Raw genomic sequence first — 14330 nt, 5'->3', positions numbered from 1 at the left:
TCAGTAGCCCCTGTCGCCGGGGCCACCGCCCCGGTAGCCCACGGAGTGCAGCTCGCGCAGCGTCCGCGCGTGCCCGGTGAAGCCCGCGGCGCCCAGGCTGTCCGCGGGCCGGTCATCCCGGGCGCCCTCCGCGCTCACCAGCGTGGCGCGCCAGAAGGGGTTGAGGAAGTTGGGGGGCTCGCGCCAGCCGCCGCCCTGCGCCGCGGCCCGGGGCCGGTGGTAGTAGACCTGCCCCGCGGCGAGCGCCACCTGGTTGCGGTGCACGTCCTCGCGACCCGTGGGGCGGATGCGGCCCAGCGGGCTGCTGTTGTCGAACTCCGCCTCCGTCTCCCCGAAGCGGAAGCGGAAGAAGAGGTTCCACGGGTCCGGGCGGGCCCGGCGCTCCGCGCTCGCGTAGTCCCGGTACAGCATGCTGTACAGCTTGGGCTGGCCGTAGTGGTTGGACGCGCCCGCGTGCAGCTCCTCCACGTTGTAGCCGATGGAGTAGGGCCAGATGCCGGGGCACACGACGCACGCGCCCAGCGTGTGCGTCTCATAGGGCGGCGTCCCGTCCTCCGGCATCTGGCCCGGGGGCAGGCGCGCGCCGTAGACGTGCTGGTCCTCGTGCGTCTGCTCCTCGTCGGACATCACCCACGCGTCCGTGGCGATGGGCGGGAGCGTCGGCGGGGTCGCGCAGCGCGTGGGGATGACGACGCGCCCGTGGTCATGCGCCGTGGAGTTGCGGCCCGACACGGTGTGGTATGACGACGAGTCCATCTGCGACACCGAGCCGTAGCGGCGGAAGCTGATGGAGACGGCGGCGCCGCCGGTGCCGAAGCTGGCGGTGCCTCCTGGCCGGTTGTGGACCCACGTCCACCCCATGCTCCCCATGGTGGCGTTGAGCGCGGGGGTGCCGCCGCCCGCGGGACACAGCGTCCCGTCGCCCACGCCACAGCCATAGGTGCCCGCCTTGATGGACTGGATGACGGCGTCGCGCTCCGGGACGTCGTTGCCACCATTGAGCTCGGAGAAGCTCTTGGCCGCGCCCGCGGGAGGGGCCTGGAGCTCCGGGCTCACCGCCCCCGCGACGCGCTGGGCGAGCGCCTGCCCCGCGATGTGCTCGCTCAGCAGCTTGCCGTAGATGTTGAGCCCGGCCCGGAACATGTTGCCGGCCCGGCCCTGGAGCTGCTGCACCTGCGTGGCGGCGGCCGCGTCCGCGGCGAACCACACCGGCGGCGGGATGGTGCCGGGGCAGGCCACGTCGTGCGCCGCGTACGTCTGGCTGCTGTGGCTGATGAGCGACTGGGTGCCGGCCATGGCCACCATGTGCGCCACCTGGGCGCGGTTCATCACCGCGATGGCGTTGAACGCGCGCGCCGTGGCCACCGCCTGGCTGTAGGCGGCCGCGTCCGCGGCCATCTGGATTTCGACGCGCTCCTTGGCGCGCATGCCGAAGCCCAGCGTCATCAACACCATCAACGCCAGCAGCAGCAGCGTCAGCGCGAACAGCACCAGCGCCTGACCGCGCCGCGGACGCCTCACGAGCCGTGGAGATTGCACGCGGGTCCTCCCATGAAGTACTCGGACATGACGGGCGTCATCATCCGCATCGCCGCGTTGACCTGGATGGGGAACACGAAGTGCCCCTGGTCGCTCCAGCGCAGCATGCGGGTGCCCAGATCGCCGCCGGGCCAGCCGTCGCGGCCCAGGGTGGCGTCCGTCTCTCCCCACCACGCGGAGCGCCGCTGCACCGGCATCAGCGGGTTGGCCGCCGTGTAGCGCCGCAGCCGGAAGTGGGCCAGCAGCATGCGGTTCATCACCCAGTTCGCGAAGGGGATGCGCATGTAGTACCAGGCCACCATGCGGATCTCCAACGTGCGCGCCCGCAGCGCCGCCGCGTTGTCCGTGGGCTGGTCGAAGAGCAGGTCCTCGCCCCCCGTCAGCTCCTGCGCCCAGCCGGCATCCGGAGACTCCCGGACGATTTCAATCATCGGCTCGTTGAACTCGTTGCCGTAGGAGCTGCGCACCCGGTAGTGGTTGTGACGCCGGGGCGAGAAGGCCGCCGCCAGCGCCTCCGCGCTGTCCGTGCGCGCCACCGTGGGCAGCATCGTCACCATGGCCGCGTGCATCATGGGCAGGCAGTTGCCGTGGTTGATGCTCCCCGCGCGCACCGCCCGGTACGCCGCCACCTGCGCCAGGATGCGCGCCTGGAGCATCATGAAGAGCTGCAGCGTCCCCAAGATGAGGAACACCACCAGCGGTAGGGTGATGGCCGCCTCCACCGCGGCCTGTCCCGACTGACGTCGTGTACGTGGGGTGCCCCGGTGGATCATACGAGCCTCCACCATCCTATTTCTCGTTGATTGAGGAATCGGTCAAATGGCCCGCACCGTTGAAGACGCGCGATTTCACTGAGAGAACAAAAGCGGTAATCCTCGAAGTCTCAGCAACCCGGCATCGCGCGTCCATCAACGGACACTTGCCGGGGCGCGTCAGCGGTTGAGCACGAAGCCGCAGGCGGAGTCGAGCACCACCTTGGCGCCCGCCAGGGCCTCCAATAGCCGGGTGTAGTGGGCGCGCTCGGCGTCCAACTGCGCCTCCACGGCCTCGGCGGAGAGGCCCTGGTGTCCCAGGGACAGGCGCTGGCGGGCCACGGCCGCGTCCCGCTCGGCTTCAATGGCCTTGCGCGCCTGGGCGGCCAGCTTCGCCAGCTCCGCCTCCGCGGCCTTCTGGCCCACGGGCACCGCCGCGTCCACGAAGTCCGCGAAGCCCGGGAAGGCGAGCGACACCTCGTCGCCCTTGAGCGACTTGCCCTCCTTCTCCAGCGCGGGCAGCAGCGCGGGCTCCGCCTTGGGCTTCCCGCCCGCGTCCGCCACGGCGACGTGCACCAGCGTGCGGGTGAGGAAGCGGGCGAGCTGGCGGCTGGGCACGCGGGCGCCGGGCGAGGTGTCCTCCGGCTCCGGGAGCTGGACGTGGAAGAGCAGCTCCACGCCGCGCCCCTTCAGCGGTCCGCGCCGCTCGATGAAGCGGAAGGCGCTGCGGCCATGGGGGCCGTCGCGCAGGAAGCCGAAGAGGGCCTCCACCAGCGGGTGGCCGGTGGCGAAGTACTCCAGCTCCTCCGCCTCCACCGCGGTGTCGCGCCAGAAGGTGCCGAGCTGGGTGCGGTCCTCCATCACGTCGATGCCCGGCAGCCCGTCCACCTTCAGCGCGTGGCCGAACTGGAAGGCGACCTGGAAGGCCTCCACCTGCTCGTCGGTGTCCACGCCGATGCCCACCCGGCGCGCCAGCTCCGTCACCGTCTCCTCCAGCCGCTCGTCCAAATCACGCGCGATGCCCCACAGGCCATCCTCCACGCTGGACGCCTCCGCCTCGTCGTCCTCGTCCGCCTCGATGCCCATGCGCTCCTGGGCGCGCTTCACCAAGCGCTCCACCGCGGGCTGGTCGAAGCTGCGCACGTCCAGCAGCGGGTCATACGCGCGCTTCACCTGCGCGCGCGCCGCCTCCACGCGGGCCTTCAGCTCCTGCGCGTAGGCCATGCGGGCCTCGCGCGGCAGCAGCGCCAGCTCGGCCAGCCGCGGCTCCACCTCCTCCAGCACCGCGTCCAGGCCGCCCACCGTCTCGCCGAAGACGCCCACCGCGTCCGCCAGCAGCATGAGCACGTCGGAGGCCAGCGTGCCCGCCGGGTCGAAGACGTGAATCTCCACCGGGTGCGTCTGGCCAATGCGGTCCAGGCGGCCAATGCGCTGCTCCACCGTGGCCGGGCTCCAGGGCAGGTCGTAGTGCACCAGGTGGTGCGCGAACTGGAAGTTGCGGCCCTCGCCGCCCACCTCCGTGCACAGCAGCACCCTGGGCCCCTCCGGGTCGCGGAAGCGCGCCACCTGCCGGTCGCGCTCCACCAGGGGCAAGTCCCCGTGGTAGCCCAGCGCCTCCACGCCCTCGCGGCCCAGCTCGGACTGGAGCGTGTCCAGCGTGTCGCGGCTCTCCGTGAAGACGAGCACCTTGGCCCCAGGCTCCGCCTTCCAGACGCCGCGCAGCACGCCCAGGAAGGCGCTGAACTTCGCGTCTCGCGCCGGCAGCCGCAGCGCGTCCGCGTGGCCCTTGAACACGGGGTTGGCGCGCACCGCGCCCGCGAAGGCGGCGGGGCTGGACTCCAGGCGGCGCAGCACGTTGCCCAGCGCCGCGCCGCGCAGGCTGGCCCCGGCGAGCACCGCCAGCGCGGCGTCGCGGACCCGCAGCTCCTCGGCGGGCAGCGTCACCGGGTGGCGGTGCAGCCGGCGCGTGGAGAAGCCGCCCACCACCGCGCGGCGGTTGCGCACCAGCCTGTCACTGAGGCTGTACGTCTCCGCCAGGTGCTGGAGCAGCGCGTCCCGGTCCTTCAGGGAGGACAGCTTCGCGTCCTCGGGGAAGCGCCTGGCCAGCGCCTGCACCGCGGCGGACGGCTTGCCGCCCTCCATCAGCGCGCGCACCGCGGCGGACAGCTCCTCCTGGCGCTTGAGCCGCTCCTCGAAGCCCGCCACGGTGGGCGCCGTGGCCGCGTCGATGAGCGTGAGCAGCCCGTGGTACTCCGCCGGGTCCAACTGCATGGGCGTGGCGGTGAGCAGCAGCAGGCCCCAGGTGTTCTTCGCCAGCACCTGCGCGGCCTCGAAGGCGCGCTCGCCCTTGAGGTGGTGCGCCTCGTCGATGATGACCAGGTCCCAGAAGGCGTCCTCGCCGGCCAGCGCGCGGCGGTGCTCCTCGCCGCGCTGGAGCATCTCCAGGCTCGTCACCACCAGCGGGAAGCGCGCCCAGGGCGACACCTCCGGCGCCTCCTTGAGGGACTGCGCGTAGCGGTCCGAGTCCATCAGCGTGAAGAGCTGGTTGAACTTGTGGAACAGCTCCACCAGCCACTGCACGGTGAGGTGGCTGGGCGCCACCACCAGGCAGCGGCGCGCCAGCCCGGACAGGCGCAGCGCGCTGAACACCATGCCCGCCTCAATCGTCTTCCCCAGGCCCACCTCGTCCGCCAGCACGAAGCGCGGACGGCTGGCGGACAGCACCCGCTGCACCACGCCCACCTGGTGGGGCTTCACCATGATGCGGCTGGCCAGCAGCGCGCCCAGGGCGTCACAGCGGCGCTCGTCGTCCAGCATCAGGGCCTGCTTGCGCAGCGCGAAGGCCCTGGCGTCGCCCACGCGGCCCTCGCGCAGGGTGGACAGCAAATCCGAGCGGGGCGGCAGCGCGCGCAGCGAGGACTCCGGCAGCTCGTCCTCCTCGTCGTTCTCCGCGTAGCGCAGCACGTAGCGGCGCAGGCCGCGCGCGCCCGGCTCCTCGCGCACCACCAGCGCCAGGCGGCCCTTGTAGGTGATGACCGGCTCGCCCGGAGGCAGCGGGTACTGCACCAGGGCGCCGCCCTTGGTGGACACCAGCACCGGGGCGTCCTCCCGGGCGGGGAAGACGACGAGCGCCTTGGCGCCCTCCTCGTGCAGCGACAGCAGATGCCCCACACCCCATTCGGGCTGCGGGAGGTAGCGGACCTTCGAACCTTCGACGAGAGACATGGAACGTCCGCTCATAACCCCCTGTCCGGGTGAAGGCCATTCCATGACGGCCTCCCCGTAAGGGACTCCGCTTATCCGGCGCCCGCGCTGGAGGCCCGCAGCGCCCGTTCCGGCGCCCCTGGGGCGGCCCTGCCCCGTCCAGCAGGACGATGTCCTCCAGCGTGCAGTCTGGGTGATGCTTTCCTCACCGACGGCACGCCCGGAAGGGTGCCTTGGGGGGGAGTCACCACATGATGCGCCGTTGGACGTTCGCTCAGCGAGTGAGCGCGGGCCTGTCCGCCTGCCTGTTCGCCGGATTGCTGCTGCTCGCGACGCTGCTGTCGGCCGTCTACGTCCAGGCCACCCAGCCCACCGGGCACGGCGCGGTGCCGGAGGCCGTGCTGGCGGGGCTGCTGGGCCTGTCCTGCGTGGCGGCGCTGGGCTTCGTGCTCCACCGCGCGCTGGCGCCCCTGCACGCGCGCCACGAGTCCAGCGAGCAGCACCTCCAGCTCCTCATGGACGGGGTGACGGACTACGCGCTGTGCTTCCTGGACCGCCACGGCCGGGTGACGGCGTGGAACGCGGGCGCCGAGCGCCTCACGGGCTGGGCGGAGGCGGAGCTGGCCGGACGCGACCCGGACCGCGTCTACCCGGAGGACCAGGTGGCGGCCGGCGTGCCGCGCGCCCACCGCGAGCGGGCCGCGCGCGAGGGGCGCCTGTTGGCGGAGGGCTGGCGGGTGCGCCGCGACGGCAGCCGCTTCTGGGCGGAGACGCTGCTCACCGCGCTGTACGACGCGCACGGGCGGCTGCGCGGCTTCGTGAAGGTGACGCGCGACATCACCGAGCGCCGCCGCATCGAGCGGGCCCAGGCGCTCTTCGCGGAGGCCGGCCGCGTGCTCCAGCCGCTGTCCGGCGCGCGCGAGGTGGGCGAGGCCCTCACCCGGCTGTGCGTGCCCGAGGTGGCCGACGCCTGCATCCTCTTCCTGCCCACCGCGGATGGCTCGGTGCGCCCGCACGCGGTGGCCTGCGCGGACACCGCCGCCACCAGCCGCATGTGGGAGCCGCTGCTGCGCTGCCCCGAGGACGGCGAGGTGGGGCCCTCCCGCGTGGTGCGCACGGGCCGCAGCGAGCTCTTGCCGGAGCTGGACGGCGCCCGCCTCCCTCAAGCGCTGGTGGGCAGCGCGCACGGCGAGCTGCTGGGCGCGCTGGGCGTGACGTCCGCCCTCACGGTGCCGCTGGCGGTGGGCTCGCGCGTGCTGGGCGCGCTGTGCCTGCTGTCCACCGGCACGCACCGCCGCTTCGGGGAGCTGGACCGGGCCTTCATGGAGGAGCTGGCGGCGCGCGCCGCGCTCGCGCTCGACAACGCCCGGCTGCTGGCCCAGGCGCAGGACGCGCTGGAGCTCATCGGCGTCGCCGCGCATGATTTGGGCAACCCGCTCAGCTCGCTCCAGCTTCGGCTGCGGCGCCTGTCCATGCAGAGCGCCGGCACGCCCGACACGCGGCTGCGGGAAGGCCTGGCCGGGGCCGAGGGCGAGACGCGGCGCCTGGGCCGGCTGGTCCACAACCTCCTGGACCTGTCCCGCCTGTCCGCCGGCCGCATGGTGCTGGACACGGAGCCGCTGGACCTGGCGCACCTGGTGCGCGAGGTGGTGGAGCGCCACGGGGACCAGGCCCACGCCGCCGGCTGCGCCCTCAGCGTCCGCGTGGACGAGGGCGCCACCGGCCAGTGGGACCGGCAGCGCCTGGACCGCGTCGTCACCAACCTGCTCAGCAACGCCCTCAAGTTCGGCCGCGGCCAGCCCGTGGAGCTGCGCGTCCAGGCGGACGCCCACTGCGTCCGCTTCTCCGTCCGCGACCGCGGCATCGGCATTGGCGTGGAGGCGCAGCAGCGCCTGTTCCACCGCTTCCAGCGCGTCCACTCCGGCGGCCAGCACCCGGGCACCGGCCTGGGCCTCTACATCGTCCGCCAGCTCGTCGAGGCCCACGGGGGCACCATCCGTGTCCAGAGCAGGGCCGGAGAAGGCGCGGAATTCACAATTGAGCTTCCTCGCAGGACCCACAAGGAATCCTGCTCGGTGAATGAAGCACAGGTATGACGTTGTAGGAGCGCTGCCCCGCGGGGCTGCCTTTCATCTCCTTGAAAACACAGCGGGTTCGACTCCGGGTGGATTGTTTTCCCAGAAGTTGAACAAATCTGCTGGTTGCAGATAATCTTCGTACGGCTAAAAAGGCTCGAACCGGGGAAACCCGGAAACGGGAGAGGCCCGGCCCACACCGCCCCACAGGCGACGGGCTACACGGCCCACTGGCCCACGGCGCCATGCCGGCGTCGGCTTTTACACGTACGAGGAGTTGCACCATGGGTGGACTTGGAGCCCCCCGGGCCCTGCTCGCGTCGCTCGCGGGGCTGCTGCTCGCCTGCGGCGGACAGGAGACCCTGGACGACGCCGTGCTGGACGCGCGGCCGCCGGAGCAGACCTCGCTGGACGCGCTCGCGGTGGACCCGGGCTCGCGGGACACCGCCGCGAAGGACGCGCGGGACGCGGACAAGGCGCTGCCGGGCGCGGACACCCAGTTGCTGTTCGGCGGGTGGCCCTGGCCCGCGAAGACGCCCGCGGTGGGGCTGGCGCTGGAGGTGGAGAACGGCGTGGGCACGCCGCTGCGCGTGCAGAAGGGCGCCACCTTCTTCATCAACCAGATTGATATCCGGTCCTTCGTCACCGCCACCCGGGACCAGGGCCTGCGCAACCTCATCGCGCAGAGCGACTTCGGCGGCCTGGGCTGGCTGGGCGTGCGCCAGGTGGACCAGGAGTCCGTGGGCGCGCCGGGCCCCTACACGCGCCGCCGCTACTACCGGGACGCGGCGTGGATGAACCTGCCCAGCCACTTCATCGTGGAGCCGGTGGACTCGCGCGGCCGGCTCACCGGCCTCCCCATCCTGCTCAACGCGGGCACCGAGCATCAGCGCCGCGCGGGCCTGGATGACTTCTTCATCCGCCGCTTCCGCGGCATCCAGACGGCCACCGGCTGCGCCACGCCCGACGACTGCTCGACCTCCACCTCCTTCGAGGAGGAGGCCATCCTGGAGCTGCGCAACGCGTACGAGCACGCCCAGCGCCAGACGCTCACCCTGCGCTCCGACACGCGCGCGCTGCGCCTGCGCTGGAGCCTGCGCCCGGCGGCCCCCTACGAAATCCCGGTGGAGCAGGTGGTGGACGGGCGCTACACCTACGGCTTCCGCATTGGCGTGGAGGCCCTCACCCCGCCGCGCCCGGACGGCACCTACGCCCCCGGCACGGAAATCTCCTTCCAGCTCACCCTGCGGGATGGCGCCGGCAACCGGCTCCACCCCCAGGGCTACCTGCCGCCCTACAACCAGGTGGCGCCCGACGGCACCGACTCCGGCGTCCAGTACTACCGGGCCTTCTTCGACGCGACGGCCACCTACTACCGCCGCAAGCACCGCGAGCGCATGCTGATGACGCAAATCATCGGGCCGGCGCAGCACATCCAGCCCATCCGCTCCATCGTCCCGCTGGAGGCCTTCCTGGACCCCGCGGTGGACGAGCAGGTCATCGCCACGCCCGAGCGCGACGGCGTCTTCGCCCAGTTCGCCACCCTGCCCTTCGCCAACGTCCTGTTCGGCGGCGCCTTCGTGGACCCCAGCCTCTGGAACCTGCCCAACACGGACACCTGGCAGTTCAAGCTGCCGGACAACGCCCAGCCCGGCACCTACCTGGTGACGGTGAAGGGCCGCCGCGCCTGGCTGGGCGAGGACCTCCCCGCCACCACGACCCTTGAAATCCAGGTGGGCACCCGGCAGCGCACCCAGCCCAAGCTCACCACCGGCCCCTGCACGTCCTGCCACAGCAAGGGCGGCGAGCTGGGCACGGTGCTGCACGCCAACGACAACCGCGCCGCGTGCGCCGGGTGCCACGCCCCGCTCGCCTTCGAGCTGGAGGGCCCCATCTTCGTGCGCACCCACTTCATCCACTCCCGGTCCAACCGCTTTGACGCACCGCTCCAGCAGTGCTCGTCCTGCCACCTGACGAAGGAGAGCATCCAGCGCACCAGCAAGGCCGCCTGTCTGTCCTGTCATAAGAGCTATCCGGACAGTCACGTGGCGCAATTCGGACCCATCGAGAGCATGTATGTGGGAGGGGGCGCGGAGTCTTTCCAGCAGTGCACCGGCGCCTGTCATACTCGGCACCCCGGCAGCGGCCTCTAACCCCCGCTCGCACACCTCCCGGAGTGGCTCCATGGCTCAAGTGAAGATGCAGACGGCTCGCACCACGCTGAAGGAGCCAGATGCCGCCGCGGAGGACCTCCTGAGTCAGTTGGGCAGTGACACGCCCCGCCTGGTGACGATGTTCGCCTCGCGGGAGCGTGACCAGCAGGCGCTCAACCGCGCCGTGCGCCAGCGGCTGCCCAAGGGCACGCGCCTGATTGGCGCCACCACCGCGGGCGAGCTGGACAACACCGGCATCCACGAGGGCAGCGTGGTGATGAGCGCCCTCTTCGGTGACTTCGAGGTGGGCCTGGGCCTGGGCACCGGCCTGTCCGTGGACGCCATCAGCGCGGGCGCCGCCGCCATCAAGCGCGCCTGTGAGGACCTGGGCGTGCGGCAGCAGGACCTGGACCCGCGCCGCTACGTGGGCCTCGTGATTGACGACGGCTTCCGCTACAAGAAGGAAGAGCTGCTGCTGGGCATCCTGGAGAAGTGCCAGACGCTGGTGCTGGTGGGCGGCGGCGCCAGCGACGCCAACCGCGACCCGGCCAAGCAGTCCGCCATGGTCCACGTGGACGGCGAGGTCGCCACCGACGCGGTGCTGGTGGCCCTCTTCAAGACGAGCGCGCCCTGGGCCGCGCTGCGCTCCCACTGGTACGTGCCCACCGGCGAGAAGCTCACCATCACCAAGGTGGACGAGAGCCACACCCGCGCGCTCGAAATCGACGGGCACCCGGCGGCGAAGCGCTACGCGGAAATCCTGGGCGTGGGCGTGGACGAGCTGGAGTTCGGCACGCCGCGCGGCTTCGCCGTGCGCCCCACCGCCCTGCGCGTGGGCCGCGAGTACTTCATCCGCGCCGCCTGGAGCCCCCAGGAGGACGGCTCCATCCTCTTCGCCAACCTGCTGGAGGAGGGCACCGAGCTGGAGCTGATGAAGCTGGGGGACATGGCCGGCATGACGCGCAGCTTCTTCACCGAGGAGGTACCCCGCAGGGTCCAGAACCCCCAGGCCGCCCTGCTTTTCCACTGTGGTGGACGCATGTGGTACGCCAGCGCCACCAACACCGTGCAGCAACTGGCGGAAACGCTGAAGGCCGCACCCACCGCCGCTGGTATGAACGTGCACTTCGAAATCTATTCGGGGTTCCACATCAACACCACGCTGACCGCGCTGGTCTTCGGGGCGAACTGAGCCATGGCCTCCTCGCAGCCTCCCTCTGAGTCTCCGGCGGACAATGCGTCCCTCCTGCTCGTGGCCGGCGAGCGCGAGTGCCAGCGCGTGGAGGAAGCCCTCGCGCGCGCGGGCGTGCAGGTGGTGACGGAGCGCGCCACCACGGCGGCCGCGGCGGAGGCCGCGCTGTCGCGGACCTGGGGCCTGGTGCTGTGCGGCTCGGAGGTGCCCGACATGGGCTTCGCCGAGGTGCGGGCGCTGTGGAGCCAGTACGGCAAGGAGCTGCCCTTCGTGGTGCTGTCGCGCGACTGGAGCGAGGACACGCTGGAGGCCAGCGTGCGCGCCGGGGCGCTCGACTACATCACCGAGGACCGCTTCAGCCGGCTGGTGCCCGTGGTGCAGCGCGAGCTGCGGATGACGGCGGACCGCCGCCGCCACACCGACACCGCGGTGCAGCTCGAGCGCACCAACTACCTGATGGAGAACATCATCGACGCGATTCCGTTCGTCCTCTTCGTGAAGGACGCACAGACGCGCCGGCTGGTGGTGGCGAACAAGACCTTCGCGGACGCCTTCCGCGTCACCAAGCAGTGGCTGCTGGGGAAGCTGGACCACGACTACTTCCCCAAGGAGCAGGCCGACTCGTTCATCGCCATCGACACGGAGATCCTCGAAACCCGGCAGATGAAGTCCTTCGAGGAGGTGGCCCGCGCCGACGGCGTGGACCGCATCTTCTCCACGCGCAAGCTGCCCCTGCTCGACGAGCACGGCGTGGCCCGCTACGTGATGGGCGTCACCGAGGACATCACCGAGCGCAAGCAGCATGAGGAGATGCTGCGCGCGTCCAAGGCGGAGCTGGAGGCGGCCAACAAGCAGCTCGCCGCCAGCCTGGAGGAGATCAAGCGCACCCGCGCCGTGTCCGCCCGCTCGCTGGCGTCCTACCAGCAGCGCGCGCTGCAGATGGAGATCATCCGTCAGCAGAACGAGGACCTGGACCGGCTGGCCCAGGAGCTGGCGGTGGCCAAGCGCAACGAGGAGGAGCGCGCCCGCGAGGCCGAGGCCGCCGCCCGCCTCAAGAGCGAGTTCCTGGCCAACTTCAGCCACGAAATCCGCACCCCGCTCAACGGCATCATCGGCTACTGCGACCTGCTGATGCGCGAGGAAGGCCAGCGGCTCACCGCGCACGGCCGCCGCGACCTCAACGTCGTCAAGACGAACGCCAAGACGCTGCTGGCGCTCATCAACGACATCCTGGACCTGTCCAAGATTGAGTCCGGCCGCGTGGAGGTCGTCACCGAGCAGGTGGACGTGCAGGAGCTGGCCGACGAGTGCCTGGCCACGGTGAAGGAGTACCTCAAGGGCAAGGACGTGGCCCTCACCACGAACATCGACCCGGCCGCCCGCATGCTCCGCTCGGACGCGCTGAAGCTGCGGCAGATCATGCTCAACCTGCTCAGCAACGCCGCCAAGTTCACCGAGGCGGGCGAGGTGTCGCTGAGCCTGGTGCCCGCGGGCGGCGAGGTCGTCATGACGGTGGAGGACACCGGCGTCGGCATCCCGTCCGACCAGCTCCCCTTCATCTTCGAGAAGTTCCGCCAGGTGGACGGCTCCACCACGCGCAAGGTGGGCGGCACCGGCCTGGGGCTGGCCATCGTCCGCGAGCTGTCCCGCGTGCTGGGCGGCAACGTGTCCGTGACGTCCACCCTGGGCCGCGGCACCACCTTCACGGTGCGCCTGCCCACCACCCTGGAGGCGCTGGACAACGGCGGCGGGCCGCACCTGGAGCGCGGCGTGCCCGTGGCGGAGGTGGCCCAGCACCTGGGCGCCATGGCCCAGCCGGGCAGCACCGTGCTGGTGGTGGATGACGACCCGCTCATCCAGCAGCTCGTCGCCGGGCAGCTGGAGCCCGCCGGCTTCAAGGTGGTGGTGGCCGAGGACGGCATCGCCGCGCTCAAGCGGGCGCGCGAGCTGCGGCCCCAGGCCATCCTGCTGGACATCCACCTGCCCAAGCTGGACGGCTGGTCGGTGCTCAGCCAGCTCAAGAGCGAGCCCTCGCTGGCCGGCATCCCCGTCATCCTCATCTCCGTGGAGGAGCAGCGCGCGCGCGGCTTCTCCCTGGGCGCGTGCGAGTACCTGGTCAAGCCGGTGGAGCCCGAGCGGCTGGTGGAGGTGGTGCAGCGCAGCCTCCACCAGGCCTCCGGCAACTCCACCAGCGTGGGCGAGGTGCTGGTGGTGGACGACGACTCGGCCACCCGCGAGCTGGTCAGCCGCAACCTGCGCCGCGCCGGCTTCTCCACGTCAGAGGCCCGCAGCGGCGAGGACGCCCTGCTCAAGGCGCGCGTGTCCCCGCCCGCGCTGGTCGTCCTCGACTTGATGATGCCCAACCTGGACGGCTTCGAGGTGCTGCGCCGGCTGCGCGCGGAGAAGCTCCAGGTGCCCGTGGTGGTGCTCACCGGCAAGACGCTCTCCGCCGAGGAGGAGGCCCTGCTGCGTGACGGCTTCGCCGGCTTCGTGAAGAAGGGCGGCCACGCGCTGGAGGACGTCATCGCCCAGGCCAAGGGCCTGCTGTTGTCCCAGCGCGCCGCCAGCGCCGGCAAGCTGGCCCGCATCCTCTATGTGGAGGACAGCGCGCAGAACCGCGACATCGTCCGCCGCTACCTCAACGGCCACTTCGAGGTCATTGAAGCGGAGGACGGCGAGCACGGCTTGGAGCGCGCCATCCGCGACGCCCCGGACCTCATCCTGATGGACCTGTCGCTCCCCCGCCTGGACGGCTGGGAGGTCACCCGCAGGTTGCGAGCCCTCCCCGCAGCGGCCAATGTTCCCGTCATCGCGGTGACGGCACACGCGGGGCGGGAGTACCAGGACAAGGCGCACGAGGCCGGTTGCACCGCGTACCTCACCAAGCCCCTTGATCGTGACCAGTTGCTCGAGATGATTCGCAAGCATCTAGGGAGAACCCATGTCTGAAGAAAAAGCGCGCGTCCTGGTGGTGGACGACGACCCGGACCTGCTCGACCTCGTACAGCGCTCGCTGAGCGCCTACGGCTTCGAGGTGCTCACGCACACCTCCGCGCTGGGTGTCTCCAACCTCGTCCGCTCGGTGGAGCCGGACTTCGTCCTCATCGACGTGAACTTCCCCGCCCTCAAGGGCGACAAGGTGGTCAACCTGGCGCGCCAGTACGCGCTGCCGAAGACGAAGTTCATCCTCTATTCAGCATCCGACGAATCGAAGCTGCGCTCCCTGGCGCTCGCGTCCGGTGCGGACGGATATATCTCCAAGAGCGTGCAGGGCGAGGAGCTGGCTCAACGCCTGCGCGCCTTCCACCTGAAGCCCCGGCCGCCGACACCGACGCCCGCTCCCTGAAAGCCGGATGACATGCCCGCGGGTACCGCTGCTACGGTACCCGCGATTCCACACCTTCCGAGCTTCCCC

The 14330-nt window shown here is 71.3% G+C and carries 8 protein-coding genes; 5 read left to right on the top strand and 3 right to left on the bottom strand.

Annotated elements, in window-relative coordinates:
- The 3 genes from MYMAC_RS03795 to MYMAC_RS03785 all read right to left on the bottom strand — a co-directional run bounded on the left by MYMAC_RS03795 (position 1) and on the right by MYMAC_RS03785 (position 5516).
- Positions 1-1539 (bottom strand): pilus assembly protein, encoded by a 1539-nt coding sequence (locus MYMAC_RS03795; protein WP_095957072.1) that lies wholly within the window; start codon positions 1537-1539, stop codon positions 1-3.
- Positions 1518-2327, bottom strand: coding sequence for a TadE/TadG family type IV pilus assembly protein (locus tag MYMAC_RS03790; protein WP_095957071.1), 810 nt, complete (start codon positions 2325-2327; stop codon positions 1518-1520). Before MYMAC_RS03790 ends, MYMAC_RS03795 begins: the two co-directional genes overlap by 22 nt.
- Before the next feature lie 144 nt (positions 2328-2471).
- Positions 2472-5516, bottom strand: a complete 3045-nt coding sequence (locus MYMAC_RS03785) for a helicase-related protein (RefSeq protein WP_204817360.1) — start codon at positions 5514-5516, stop codon at positions 2472-2474.
- Positions 5517-5746: 230 nt separating this feature from the next.
- Here MYMAC_RS03785 and MYMAC_RS03780 point away from each other — a divergent pair, with 230 nt between their 5' ends.
- From MYMAC_RS03780 to MYMAC_RS03760, 5 genes are all read left to right on the top strand, one after another.
- On the top strand, positions 5747-7591 hold the full coding sequence (locus MYMAC_RS03780; protein WP_095957069.1) for a sensor histidine kinase: 1845 nt from the start codon (positions 5747-5749) through the stop codon (positions 7589-7591).
- A 263-nt stretch (positions 7592-7854) separates the two neighbouring features.
- Complete coding sequence (locus tag MYMAC_RS03775; RefSeq protein ID WP_239989330.1) at positions 7855-9723, top strand: cytochrome c3 family protein; 1869 nt, start codon at positions 7855-7857, stop codon at positions 9721-9723.
- Positions 9724-9754: 31 nt separating this feature from the next.
- A complete protein-coding gene (locus MYMAC_RS03770) occupies positions 9755-10915 on the top strand; it encodes an FIST signal transduction protein (protein ID WP_095957067.1) in 1161 nt (386 codons plus the stop codon).
- Positions 10916-10918: 3 nt separating this feature from the next.
- Positions 10919-13864, top strand: coding sequence for a response regulator (locus MYMAC_RS03765; protein WP_095957066.1), 2946 nt, complete (start codon positions 10919-10921; stop codon positions 13862-13864).
- Positions 13857-14261, top strand: coding sequence for a response regulator (locus MYMAC_RS03760; protein WP_013936116.1), 405 nt, complete (start codon positions 13857-13859; stop codon positions 14259-14261). Before MYMAC_RS03765 ends, MYMAC_RS03760 begins: the two co-directional genes overlap by 8 nt.
- Positions 14262-14330: the final 69 nt, after the last annotated feature.

This window comes from Corallococcus macrosporus DSM 14697, assembly GCF_002305895.1.
GTDB classification, from domain to species: Bacteria; Myxococcota; Myxococcia; order Myxococcales; family Myxococcaceae; genus Myxococcus; species Myxococcus macrosporus.
Note: the sequence above shows the minus strand (reverse complement) of the source record. Positions and strands in the feature narration are given on the sequence as shown.

Bases quoted from the DNA above. Each gene is read 5' to 3' on its own strand.
- MYMAC_RS03790 (WP_095957071.1), bottom strand. From the start codon at position 2,327: ATGGTGGAGGCTCGTATGATCCACCGGGGCACCCCACGTACACGACGT.
- MYMAC_RS03785 (WP_204817360.1), bottom strand. From the start codon at position 5,516: ATGTCTCTCGTCGAAGGTTCGAAGGTCCGCTACCTCCCGCAGCCCGAA.
- MYMAC_RS03780 (WP_095957069.1), top strand. From the start codon at position 5,747: ATGATGCGCCGTTGGACGTTCGCTCAGCGAGTGAGCGCGGGCCTGTCC.
- MYMAC_RS03775 (WP_239989330.1), top strand. From the start codon at position 7,855: ATGGGTGGACTTGGAGCCCCCCGGGCCCTGCTCGCGTCGCTCGCGGGG.
- MYMAC_RS03770 (WP_095957067.1), top strand. From the start codon at position 9,755: ATGGCTCAAGTGAAGATGCAGACGGCTCGCACCACGCTGAAGGAGCCA.
- MYMAC_RS03765 (WP_095957066.1), top strand. From the start codon at position 10,919: ATGGCCTCCTCGCAGCCTCCCTCTGAGTCTCCGGCGGACAATGCGTCC.
- MYMAC_RS03760 (WP_013936116.1), top strand. From the start codon at position 13,857: ATGTCTGAAGAAAAAGCGCGCGTCCTGGTGGTGGACGACGACCCGGAC.